Below are 13,225 nucleotides of genomic sequence, written 5' to 3'. Positions count from 1 at the left end.
TTAAATATGGAATTAAATATATGCCATTTATACCCAGATCTTTTAAATGTATATGGTGACTATGGAAATATACTTATATTAAAATATAGATGTGAACAAAGAAATATAAAAGTAAATATTTTTAATGTATCTATTAATGATGAGTTTTCACCAAAAGATTATGATATCGTACTATTAGGTGGTGGGCAAGATTATGAACAGGCCATAGTATCTAAAGATTTATTGGAAAATAAAAAAGATGATATTAAAGAATATATAGAAAATGAAAAAGTTCTTTTAGCAATATGTGGAGGATACCAACTTTTAGGCAATTACTATACAACATCTAATGGAGATAAATTAGAATGTCTTGGAGTACTTGATATATATACTGAGTCCTCTTCTGATAGGTTAATTGGCGATGTATTAATTTACAACGAAGAATTTGATGAAAATTATGTAGGCTTTGAAAATCACTCTGGTAAAACCTACATAGGAAATTTAAAACCTTTAGGCAAAGTAGTTAATGGCTTTGGAAATAATGGAGAAAGTGGTTTTGAAGGATGTATTTATAAAAATACCTTTGGGACTTATCTTCATGGAGCATTATTGTCTAAAAATCCTGATTTAGCAGATAGACTTATAAAATTAGCGCTAAAAAATAAATACAATAAAGATATAGATTTATCTCCTATTGATGATGGTTTAGAATTCAAAGGCAAAGACTTTATGATAAACAGATTAAAAGACAAAAAACAATAGAAAGGATATTTTAGAATGCATAGTATTGAAAGTAATATAGAAAATACTACTTTAAAACCTAATATTAAAAATAAATTTATATATTTTATTAAAAATCACTTTATTTTTTTAGTAACTTTAGTTTCACTATTTTTAAAATCTTTAATTTTTTTAGCATATGTGGCTTCACCTACTGGAACTAAAATATCCTTATCAAAACTTCCAATATATCTTGTAAATATTTTGCTTTATGTATCTATATTTGCTATTTTTATATCTATCTGTTATATGTTTAAAGGTAAAAAGCAAATAACAGCATTTTTAACTATGAACTTTGCTATTTCTCTTTTTATGCTTTGTGATTTAATTTATTATAGAGGATTTCAAAGTTTTATATCCATATATAATTTATCTCAAAAAGGAAACCTTGAAAACTTAAGCTCAACAATAATTTCTTTAATAAGACCTTGGGATATAATATTTTTTCTAGACATATTTATCCTTGCATATTTGTTAATTAGATATAGAAAAAATTTCATTTTACCAAAAAGGCGACTAACTTTATCTATATGTATTTTAATTATAAGTATTTTGGTACCTTCTTATTATCATTATACCTATGATATTTTACAAAAGGCGGGCCCTAATAAAAAGTATTTTCATATATACTGGTCTCCTCTTTATAATATTTCAAAAATGTCCCCTATTGGATACCATGTGTATGATAGCTATTTATATTTTAAGAATTCAAAAAGACTGTCCCTTACTAATAAAGATAAAAATACTATAAATGAATGGTTTCTAGCAGCTAAAGAAGATTTACCTGATAATAAATACGCCGGAATTTTTAAAGGGAAAAATTTAATTTTTATTCAAGTTGAATCCCTAGAAAGATTTGTAATAGGAAAAAGAGTTAACGGAGAAGAAATAACTCCTACTTTAAATAAAATTTTAAAAAATAGTTTTTACTTTTCATCAATATATGAACAAGTTTCTGGTGGAAATAGTTCTGATGCTGATTTAATGGTAAATACATCTACCTATCCTGTTAAAAATGGAGCCACTTTTTTTAGATTTCCAGATAATAAATACAATTCTCTTCCTATGATGATGAAAAAATTAGGTTATTATACCTCTGCTTTTCATCCTGACGGCGGTGGATATTGGAACTGGATGCCTGCACTGCAATCTATGGAATTTGACAAATGTACAGATATTACTGGGTTCAAAGTAGATGAAACTATAGGTCTTGGCATAAGTGATGGAAGTTATTTAAGACAATTAGCGGATAAAATAAGCAATCAACCTAAGCCTTTTTATTCCTTCTTTGTTACTTTAACTAGCCATATGCCTTTTAATCTACCAAAGGAACATAGATATATGAATTTACCTGATTCTATGGATAAGAATGTATTAGGAGATTATTTGCAAAGTATTCATTATACGGACAAGCATATTGGTAACTTTTTAGATAAATTAGATGAAAGTGGAGTGTTAGATGATTCCGTAGTAGTTATATATGGAGATCATTGTGGTGTACATAAGTATTATAAAGATAAGCTTAATAAAATACAACCAAGAGAAGATTGGTGGTTTAAAAATGACTATGAAATCCCATTGATTATATATTCAAAAGATCTAAAAGGTAAAGAAATAAAAACCATTGGAGGACATATAGATATTTTACCCACTGCTGCATATCTTATGGGTGTGGATAAGAAAGAATATATACACACTTCTATGGGGAGAAATCTTTTAAATACAAATAAAAACTTCGTAGTTTTAAGCAATGGTGTTTTTATTGGAAACTATGACAATGAAATGGACAAGAAAACACTAGTTCAAGGGCTAGATATATCTGATATAATGCTAAGAAGTAACTATTTTAAAAACTATTATAAAAAATAAATAAGGCTGTCACATTAAGAGTAATACTATAATATATTATATGTAAAATTCTTAGTGTGACAGCCTTATTTAATTTAACAATAACTTTTTACTTTCTATTTATTACACGTAATTGTATCATTTTTTCTCTTTCTTCTATTGTTAAATCATCAAAGGTTCTAAATTTAAAATTGTTTTCTTTTAAATATTCTATAGTATCATTAAGTGCATCTACAGTAGTTGTTTTATAATATCCATCATGCATAAGAACCACTGCAAAATCATTCATACTACACTGATTCATAACATTTTTCTTTAAAATTCTAGCATCCACTGTTCTACTCATTGCATCTCCTGAGCATACATTCCAGTCTACATAATCTATACCATTAGATATTAATTTATTTCTTATATCTGCTAAAACTTTACCATTACATACTAAATTATCTGATCCTCCAGGTAATCTAACATAGCTTTTAGTTTTCTCTCCTGTAACTTTTTCTATTGTTGCATTACATTTATTTAAATCATGAAAAAAACTATCCACATCTTTATATATTGTTTTATAATTATGTGAATAACTATGAGATAATATACACATACCACTGTTTTTTAATTTTCTTACTATATTAGGATATGAGTCTACTTTATTTCCTACAACAAAAAAACTAGCTTTTACATTATGCTTATTTAATATATTTAATATTCTTAATGTATTATTTTCTGAAGGACCATCGTCAAAAGTTAAGAATACTATTTTTTCATTATTTTTTGTGCCCTGTCCTTGAAAGTCATAATTTTTTGCCATAGCTTTAAAGGATGTAAATAATGAAATTATAACCGCTAATAATAAAATATATATTATTTTTTCTTTGTTAATTCTTCTAAAATCATCCATATTATATACCCACTTTCTTTATGTTATTTATAAATCTCTTCATATATATAATTTGCTTTAGTTTTTTATTAATTCTAAAATCTATATAACTTCTTTAGGTAACTTTTTGTACTTTAACAAAAAAAATACAACCTTAACTTTTAAAAAATTTATAAGGTTAAGGTTGCATATTTTTATTTACTCTATTTTTTCTATTATTATTTCTTCACCTTTTGCATCTATTCCTATTTTACATCCTTCATCTATATTTCCTTTTATTATTTCTTTTGCTATTTTAGTTTCCAATGTATTTTCAATATATCTTTTTAAAGGTCTAGCCCCATAAATCGGATCATATCCTTCTTTTGCCATAAGTTCTTTTGCATCTTCTGTTACAACTAAAGTTATATTTCTATCTCTTAGTCTATCTTGAATATCTTTTAAGAATATATCTATTATTTTAGTTATTTCTTTATTTGTAAGTGGTTTAAACATTATTATATCATCTAATCTATTTAAAAATTCCGGTTTAAATCTGTCCTTTAAAGCATTAGACACTCTACTTCTAATGGACTCATCTATTCCATCTTCCTTTTGATTATCTAATAAATAAGAGCTACCTATATTTGATGTCATTATTATTATACAATTTTTAAAATCAACAGTTTTTCCTTTATTATCTGTTAATCTTCCATCGTCTAATATTTGTAAGAATATATTAAATACATCATCATGAGCCTTTTCTATTTCATCAAAAAGTATTACGGAATATGGTTTTCTTCTAACTGCTTCTGTAAGTTGGCCACCTTCTTCATAGCCTACATATCCTGGAGGAGCTCCAATTAATCTAGATACAGAATACTTTTCCATATACTCTGACATATCTATTCTTATTATGTTCTCCTCACTATCAAATAAATTTCTACATAAAGTTTTTGCAAGCTCAGTTTTACCAACCCCAGTTGGTCCTAAAAATATAAATGAGCCTATTGGTTTTTGAGGATCTTTCATACCTGCTCTTGCCCTTAATACAGCATTTGAAACAGCTTTTACTGCCTCATCTTGCCCTATAACTCTACTTCTAAGTTCATCTTCTAATCTTAATAACTTATCTTTTTCACCTTCCATAAGTTTTGTTACTGGTATTCCTGTCCAATGAGATATTATTTCAGATATTTCATTCTCTGTTACTTCTTCTTTTAACATATTTCCCTGACTATTTTCTTTTATAAGAACTTCTTTTTCTTCTATTTGTTTCTGAATTCCTGGTATTACACCATATTTTAATTCTGCTACTTTGTTTAAATCATATTCCCTTTCAGCTTTTTCTAATTGTCCTCTAGCTTCATCTAATTTTTGTTTTAAATTTCTTACACTAATTATTTGCTCTTTTTCTTTTTCATATTTTGCAGTCATTTCTTTATCTTTTTCTTTTAAATTACTTAATTCTTTTTCTAGCTCCTGTAATCTTTCTTTTGATCTACTGTCTTTTTCTTTAGATAAAGCTTCCCTTTCTATTTCCATTTGAAATATTTTTCTCTTTATAGAATCTAATTCTGTTGGTAAACTATCTATTTCAGTCCTTATCATGGCACCAGCTTCATCTATTAAGTCAATAGCCTTATCTGGAAGATATCTATCTGTTATATATCTTTGAGATAATTTAGCTGCTGCCACTATAGCTGAGTCATGAATTCTTATTCCATGATGTATTTCAAATCTTTCCTTAAGTCCTCTTATTATGGATATTGTATCCTCTACTGTTGGCTCATCAATAATCACCGGCTGAAATCTTCTCTCCAACGCCTTATCTTTTTCTATATATTTTCTATACTCATCAAAGGTAGTAGCTCCAATACAATTTAATTCCCCTCTAGCTAACATTGGCTTTATTAAATTACCAGCATCCATAGAACCTTCAGTTTTTCCCGCTCCAACTATATTGTGTATTTCATCTATAAATAATATAATTTTTCCTTCGCTACTTTCTACTTCTTTAAGCACAGCTTTTAATCTTTCCTCAAATTCTCCTCTAAATTTAGCTCCAGCAATTAAAGCACCCATGTCTAAAGAAAATATTATTTTATCCTTTAATCCTTCCGGTACATCTCCTCTTACTATTCTTTCTGCAAGTCCTTCCACAATGGCTGTTTTACCTACACCTGGATCTCCTATTAACACTGGATTATTTTTAGTTCTTCTTGAAAGAATTCTTACAATTCTTCGTATTTCTTCATCTCTACCTATAACAGGATCTAATTTATGTTTTTTAGCATCTTCTATTAAGTTTCTTCCATACTTAACTAGAGCTTCGTAGGTACCTTCAGGATCCTGAGTATCAACTCTTTGATTTCCTCTAACTTCCTGCAATACACTTAAAAATTTGTCTTTTCTTATATTAAATTTATCTAATATTTTTTTAATAGGTTCAGATTTTGCTTCCATTAAAGATAACATAACATGTTCTACACTAATATATAAATCTTTAAAATCCTTAGCTATACTTTCTGCTCTAATAAATATTTCTTCAAAAGATCTAGTTGCATAAACTCCACTGTTTTGTGCACCCTCCCCTAGTACCTTTGGCATTTCATTTAGTTCTCTTTTTATTTCATCTCTTAAAAACTTTATATTTACATCCATTTTCCCAAAAATGTTTGGTATTAACCCATCTTCCTGAAAAACTAAAGCCGCAAAAAGGTGGATTGGTTCTAATTGTTGATGATTATACTTTACTGCAATTATATGAGAATCATTTATAGTTTGTTGAACTTTTAATGTCAATTTTTCTATATCCATATATATACCTCCTTTACTTTGCTAAAAACAGGTCGCAAAAACTAACAAAATGTTGTACTTAATTTTTACCACCTGTCTCTATATCTATATTAAAACAATGGTCAAAGAAAGTCAAAGTCTATATAATTTATTTTTTAGATTTTTTTACTCAATCTAGCTGCTAAATTAAAATATTCAACTGATTCTTCTATATTATTCATTTTATAATACATATTTCCTAAATCAATATATCTTTTATATATATCTTTTGTATTTCCAATTTTCATAAGAACATCTAAAGATAAATTCATATAAATTTCCTGTGACTCTATGTTATTTATTTTACCCATTAATATAGATTTATAATAATAGGATTTCTCTATACACTTTAAATTATTTATTTTTATAGAATAATCTATTGAAGTATTTATTATGTTTTCTACTTCTTCTATGTCATTATTGTTGTTTATAATATAATCTAAACATTTAATCATGAATTCAGTAAATTTATTTAAATCAACCTTTGGATAGTATTCTAATGATTTTTTTATATATTCTACTCCTTTATCTTTTAGATTTACATTTATCATAGCTATAGCAAAACTATATGAAGCTAATGCCTTATTATACATTTCTTTTCCATATAAATCGTAAGCTATAGATTTATATTTTTTAAAATTATCCATATCCATATTAATAATATTTAATATGGCAAAAACATTATATACTTCTGCTTTTTCAATATCTTTTTTAAAATAATTTACTATATCTAATTCTAAAAATTTTTCACTTAATTTATAGGCTTTTTCATAGTTTTCTAGCATAATATAACATTTGCATTCATTTAAAATTGCCTTAGCAAAAATATAACTACTTTTTTCCTTATATGCACTTTTTTTAACTATATTATAATAATTAGCTGCCTGTATATACTCTTTGAATTTATATAAATATTCGCCAATATCCATATAATATTTTAATTGATTTTCCTCTAAAGAAGATTTTATACTTATTTCATAGTATGTTGGAATTAAAGCTTGTAATCTTTCAATTCTATTATTTTCTATATTGTGCAAAAATAATAAATGCATTATATAAAAAGCAATATTATAGTATTTGTATTTTAAAGCAAAAGCTAAATTATAATTCAGTCTACTTTCATACTCTGCACTTTCTTTATTATTTTTTATTTGTTTTATATTATTTTCTATCTGAGTTTTTACATCACATTTTAAATAGTCTATATCTAAATTTAATTTAGATGATATATATTCTATAATCCAATCTTCCGGAGGTATTTTGTCATTTTCTATACAACTCATTTTTGATAAAGATATTTTATTATCGCATATATCTTTTAAAGTATAGCCCTTGTCAATTCTTGCCTTTTTTATTTTTTCCCCAATAGAAAATATTTCCATATAATCCACCATCCGTTATCCTTCTTTAAGAACACCTATTTTTTTAAATAAAGTTACTCCTTCATTTAAATACGTTGCTGCATCTTTTTCTTTACCTATATCTATATAAAATTTTCCAAGCATTATAGCTATTTCCGCCGCATCTTTTAAGTAATCAACATTCTTAACAAAACTTAATGTTTGAACTAAAGTATTTTCCGCTTTATTCATTTCCCCCTCTAACATATATACTTTATATTTTAATATATAATATTTTATTAAAGATTCTATATCATCATCTTTTATATTTTTAAATATATTTTCTAGAGCTTCATTAGATTTCTCAACATCTTTTATTTTTATATAATTTTCACATATACTTATCAGTGTTTCTATTATTTTGTCATCTCTTATTATAGCTCTTAATTCTTTGGCTTTATTAAGATGAATAAAAGATTCTTCAATATTTTCAAATTCAGAAAACAATTTTCCCAAATTATTCTCTATTTCAGCAATATAAAATTTATCATTCATTTTTTTAAATATATTTAATGCTTTCTTAGAATATTTGATTGATTCTTCCATATCTCCATTTTTACTATATTGTTCTGCCATCATAATTAAAATCTTTCCATATTCTTTTTCATTATCTAATTGTCTAAACTTTTCTTTTGCTAAAAATGAATAATTTATAGATTTATCTATATTTTCTAATTTTAAATTAATATAAGCCATATAATAATAGATTTCTCCTAATAAAAAATCGTCTCCAATATTATGATCATTATAAACTTTTTCTGCTTGTTGAAAGTAACTATATGCTGAATGATATGATTTTAATTTTAATGCTACTTTTCCTAAATTAACAAAAGATTTTATAATTTCTTCATAATTATTATTTTTTATAAATACAACATTAGCTGCTAAAAAAGATTGCTGAGAAAGAGCAGGATTATCTAATTTCATATATATTAATCCTCTTAGATAAAAATTTTTAGCTTTTTTATATTCTAAATTATACTTTTCCGCATAATATAAAGCTTTTTCTATATATTCTTCTCCTAAATTTAAATCATTATTTAAAATATAAGATTCTGCTATATTCTCAAAATAATGACATATTTTTTCCGCTTGAGTTTCTTCTGTTTCCATTAAATATTCTATAGATAAATTTAATGCTTTAGATAAATACTCTAATAAATCCATACTTGGATTTGATTTTCCAGATTCTACAAGACTTATCTGTCCTGGTGTTATTCTATCTCCTGCTAAATCCTTTAAAGTCATATTAAGTTCTTTTCTTCTTCTTTTTATCTTCTCACCAAGAGATAATATTTCCATATTCATTCTCCCTTTACTATCTATAAATTATTCCAAGCTTATAAATTTGAATTTAATACACCTAATCTTTAATAATTGTTATGTTCATTATACCATATTATTATAAATTTAGAGTATTTTATCTATATGATAACATCATTTTTCCCAAAAAAATCAAAGGTATAATTTTCATTTGTAAATTTAAAAATTATACCTTTGATTACCGTTCTAAATTCTATTTAATTTAAAATTAATAGCTTTTATCTCATATATCTTGCCATTCCATCATATGCATCTTGTGCCATTCCTCTCATATATCTAGCAGTTCTTTTCATTTTTCTTTTTGTTTTTCTATCCATTTCTGGTGCCATAAGCATTGTAGCCACTGCTCCCAACATCATACCTGCTATAAATCGCTTTTGTCTCATAAAATACTCACCTCTCAAAATATTTATCTTAAAAGTATTTTATGTATCTTTAGCACTTTTTACTCAAGAACATTTTGTCAATTACTAATTAATTCACTAAATAAGCTCATCCATAGCTTCATTAGCTAATTCATCACATCTGTTGTTAAGTTCATTGTCAGAGTGTCCTTTTACTTTTATGAATTTTACTTTATGTTTTTTTAATAATTCTATTAATTGCTGCCATAGCTCTTTATTTTTAACTGGTGTTTTATTTGCAGTTTTCCATCCATTTTTAAGCCATGAATCTATCCATTTATTGTTTATAGCATTTACAACATAGGCTGAATCACTATAAACTTCCACATCACAAGGTTCTTTTAACAATGATAATCCTTCAACTACAGCACTTAACTCCATAATATTATTGGTAGTATTTTTAAAGGCTTTTTTTATTTCTTTTCTTACATCCTTATATATTAAAACTATTCCATAGCCTCCTATAGTGCTTTCTTTTCCATTTCCTCTACAAGCACCATCTGTATAAAGTATAACTTTTTTCATAGGCTTGTCCTAGCTCCTTTCTTCTTTAAATTTATAGATGATTACTTATTTTCCCCTTTATCATCTTTAACTAAATTTTGTCTTTTAATTGAATTATTTATAATTCCACTAACACTATTTACTATGAGCTGAACATTTTTTATTCCAACAATTTGAGATATGTATTTTACAACTTCTTTTACTAATACTATTATATCTTTGTCTCCTTGCCAATTTTCTTTTATTATTTCTTCAGGTATTTCATTTATTAAAGAATTTAATCCATAAAAAGCTATAACCACATCATCAATTTTACCTATAAAAGGTATGAAATCTGGTAAAATATCAAACGGCATAGCTAAATAAGCTAATACAGCTGCTACTTTTCCTTTTGTAGCAATACTAACCCTCTTATCTTTAAATACTCTCCATAATAATGCAATAATATCTGGAATTACCATACTGTATTCGGCTATCTTTTTATATTTATCCGGAACATTATTTATAATGCCTTCCCTTACTTCTGTATAAGAATCTTCCAAAAATATTCCCTGTTCTTTTTCTTCATCTAATTCTACATTCGGTTTATTTTTATCATATTTAATATTCTCTAATTCTACTTTTATCACATTTTCCTCTAAGCTTATATTTTTTAAACTCAAATAAAAGTTAGGAATCAATTTAGTTACTTCATTTAAATTGACAAATATATTTTCCTGTTCCGTAGTTACACCATAATCTTTAAATTTTTTTAATGCTTTATTTAGAGCTATACTTTTTATAGGTTTAATTATGCCCAATTTTAAAACCTTTATGCTGAAAATTTTAACATTTAAATTGTTCTCTATTATATTTCCAAAACCTATTTTTGCATAGAAAGGAATTTTCACTACCTTTTTATAGCTTCCCTCTATTTTTATAAAATTATTAATTTCAATTTTGTCTATAGATAAATTTTCTACTTTCAAATATTCTTTTATCATACCTAATATATCTTCACTAGTTAACGATACAGCAACAGATGATACGTTCATACTAACACCCCCATTAGTTAATGAATAATGAACAATGAATAATTAATAACTATGGATAACTTTTCTCCATTACCATTTCGAAAAGTTTTTAATTTTATAAGATCCTTACGTTTAGCTAATGCTAAACTTTCCATTTTCAATTATATCTAAAATGTAAGATTTTCTGTAGTGAAACATAAAAAAATCATCCTTAATTGTTCATTATTTATTGTTAGTTGTTCATTAGATAAAGTTGTTCACTAAATAAAAGTATACATTAAATAATATTTTCTGCAATATTATTTCTTCAACTATTAGGCAACTATTAGGGGACGGGGCTTGATTAGGGCTTGATTAATTGCACTTAATTGGGGGACGGGGCTTATAATTAATGGCATAAATTACTTTAGCAAATTTTATGATTTTCATTAGACTATATAAGATAATTATTATAATATTGTTTTATATGTGTGTGAATTTTTTTGTGAATATTAGAATTGGAGGGAAAATAATAATGTTTAAAAATAAAAAAATTATTTTACCTATTGTAGTCGCATCACTATCTTTAATATTCTTATTGTTTTTTAACTATAAAACAAAATCAGTTATAGATAAAAACTATGTGGAATTTTTAAATTCTCTATCCTCTAAAGAAGTTGAGTCTGTTTATTTAACAGATACTCCTAAAATAAAAATTAAATTAAAGAATGGAAATTTGTATCAAATAGATAATCCAAGAACTGATAACTTTAAAGAAACTCTTTTAAAAAATGGTGTAAATGTATCTGAGAACTCTCCTCTAAATTATTTAACTCTTACTTTTTCTACTTCTTTTATATTATCTATAGCTTTTTTAATAGTTATTTTAATGAAATCCTCTAACGTTGCTTCTAAAAAAGCATTTTCGCTTGATGCCCTAGATGTATCCTGTACAGATGAAACTGCTTTTACTTTTAAAAATATAGCAGGTAACGAAGAAGCAAAAGAAAGCGTAAAAGACGTTATAGATTTCTTAAAAAACCCTGAAAAATATGAATTTTATGGTGCTAGAATGCCTAAGGGCATTATACTTTATGGAGAACCTGGAACGGGTAAAACTTTATTAGCTAAAGCTATCGCCGGTGAAGCTGGAGTACCTTTTTATGCTCTATCTGGTTCTGACTTTGTACAAGTTTATGTAGGTGTTGGTGCTAGCAGAATACGTCAATTATTCAAAAAAGCCAGAAGTCATAAAAAAGCAGTAATATTTATAGATGAAATTGATGCTATTGGTAAAAAAAGATCAAACTCTCAAAATGGTAATTCAGATGAAAGAGATCAAACTTTAAATGCCCTTTTAACTGAAATGTCTGGTTTCAACGAAAGTGAAGGCATAGTTGTAATTGCTGCTACTAATAGATTGGACATGCTTGATGATGCATTATTACGACCTGGAAGATTTGATAGACATATTGAAGTTAATCTTCCAGATATTTCGGCTAGGGAAAAAATATTATCATTGTATTGTGAAAATAAACCTGTTAAAAACTTTAATATAAAAGAATTTGCTCAAAAGACAGCTTATTTCTCTGGCGCAAAACTAGAAAACCTAGTTAATGAAGCTGCTATATTAGCATGTAAAGAAAATAGTCAATACATCGAAAATATTCACTTTGAAAAAGCATTTTCTATAATCCTAGCCGGTTATGAAAAACAAAATAGAGATTTTATAGATGATGCAGATAAAAAAATTACTGCTTTCCATGAAGCTGGACATGCACTTGTATCTATGCTAGTACTACCTAATGAAGAGGTATCAAAAGTAACAATAATTCCAAGTAGTAAAGGTGCCGGTGGTTATACACTAAGTATTCCTGAAGATAAATTATACAAAAATAAAAAACATCTTAATAAAAAAATAATGGTGTTATTAGCCGGCAGGGCAGCAGAGGAATTAACTTTTGGCAGAGACTTTATAACTACAGGTGCTCACAATGATTTAAAACAATGTACAAATATTGTTTTTCACATGGTAACCCAATATGGTATGGGTAATTCATTAGGTCTTTTAAATCTAGAAGAACTAATGAGCCTAAATATAGATAAAAACAATATAATTTTAGAATGTAAAAGCCTTGTTGATAGTCTCTATATTGAAACTAAACAATTACTTACTGATAATATATCAATATTAAAATCAATTTCTGAAAAGCTATTAGAAAAAGAAACACTTTACTCCCATGATTTAAAATCACTTTGTAATTAAAACTATTAGTGTCATATTGCAAAATGTAATAGATG

General features: G+C 26.1%; 10 protein-coding genes. 3 read left to right on the top strand and 7 right to left on the bottom strand.

From position 1 onward, the window contains the following. Positions 1-6: 6 nt before the first annotated feature. Together CKV72_RS02055 and CKV72_RS02050 are read left to right on the top strand one after the other, a co-directional pair. On the top strand, positions 7-741 hold the full coding sequence (locus tag CKV72_RS02055; RefSeq protein ID WP_095177343.1) for a type 1 glutamine amidotransferase: 735 nt from the start codon (positions 7-9) through the stop codon (positions 739-741). A 15-nt stretch (positions 742-756) separates the two neighbouring features. Then, positions 757-2,628, top strand: a complete 1,872-nt coding sequence (locus CKV72_RS02050) for an LTA synthase family protein (protein ID WP_095177342.1) — start codon at positions 757-759, stop codon at positions 2,626-2,628. A gap of 88 nt (positions 2,629-2,716) precedes the next feature. Here the strand turns inward: CKV72_RS02050 and CKV72_RS02045 are convergent, their stop codons facing one another. The 7 genes from CKV72_RS02045 to CKV72_RS02015 all read right to left on the bottom strand — a co-directional run bounded on the left by CKV72_RS02045 (position 2,717) and on the right by CKV72_RS02015 (position 10,966). After that, complete coding sequence (locus CKV72_RS02045; protein WP_095177341.1) at positions 2,717-3,505, bottom strand: polysaccharide deacetylase family protein; 789 nt, start codon at positions 3,503-3,505, stop codon at positions 2,717-2,719. 177 nt (positions 3,506-3,682) lie between these two features. Further along, positions 3,683-6,283 (bottom strand): ATP-dependent chaperone ClpB, encoded by a 2,601-nt coding sequence (gene clpB, locus CKV72_RS02040; RefSeq protein ID WP_095177340.1) that lies wholly within the window; start codon positions 6,281-6,283, stop codon positions 3,683-3,685. A 134-nt stretch (positions 6,284-6,417) separates the two neighbouring features. After that, complete coding sequence (locus tag CKV72_RS02035; protein ID WP_095177339.1) at positions 6,418-7,695, bottom strand: helix-turn-helix domain-containing protein; 1,278 nt, start codon at positions 7,693-7,695, stop codon at positions 6,418-6,420. Positions 7,696-7,698: 3 nt separating this feature from the next. Further along, entirely contained in the window at positions 7,699-9,003 is a 1,305-nt protein-coding gene (locus CKV72_RS02030; RefSeq protein ID WP_095177338.1) for a helix-turn-helix domain-containing protein, read from the bottom strand. A gap of 239 nt (positions 9,004-9,242) precedes the next feature. Then, positions 9,243-9,410, bottom strand: coding sequence for a YtxH domain-containing protein (locus CKV72_RS02025; RefSeq protein ID WP_089867316.1), 168 nt, complete (start codon positions 9,408-9,410; stop codon positions 9,243-9,245). 96 nt (positions 9,411-9,506) lie between these two features. Then, entirely contained in the window at positions 9,507-9,953 is a 447-nt protein-coding gene (gene rnhA / locus CKV72_RS02020) for a ribonuclease HI (protein WP_089867319.1), read from the bottom strand. Positions 9,954-9,994: 41 nt separating this feature from the next. Next, positions 9,995-10,966 carry a YkvA family protein gene (locus tag CKV72_RS02015; RefSeq protein ID WP_095177337.1) on the bottom strand — a complete coding sequence of 324 codons (972 nt, stop codon included), beginning with the start codon at positions 10,964-10,966 and terminating at the stop codon, positions 9,995-9,997. 487 nt (positions 10,967-11,453) lie between these two features. Between CKV72_RS02015 and CKV72_RS02010 the strand changes: the two genes are divergently transcribed. Beyond that, on the top strand, positions 11,454-13,190 hold the full coding sequence (locus tag CKV72_RS02010; protein WP_168944159.1) for an ATP-dependent metallopeptidase FtsH/Yme1/Tma family protein: 1,737 nt from the start codon (positions 11,454-11,456) through the stop codon (positions 13,188-13,190). The last annotated feature ends 35 nt before the right edge of the window (positions 13,191-13,225 follow it).

Source organism: Clostridium cochlearium (assembly GCF_900187165.1).
In the GTDB taxonomy this organism is placed as follows: domain Bacteria; phylum Bacillota; class Clostridia; order Clostridiales; family Clostridiaceae; genus Clostridium_G; species Clostridium_G cochlearium.
Note: the sequence above shows the minus strand (reverse complement) of the source record. Positions and strands in the feature narration are given on the sequence as shown.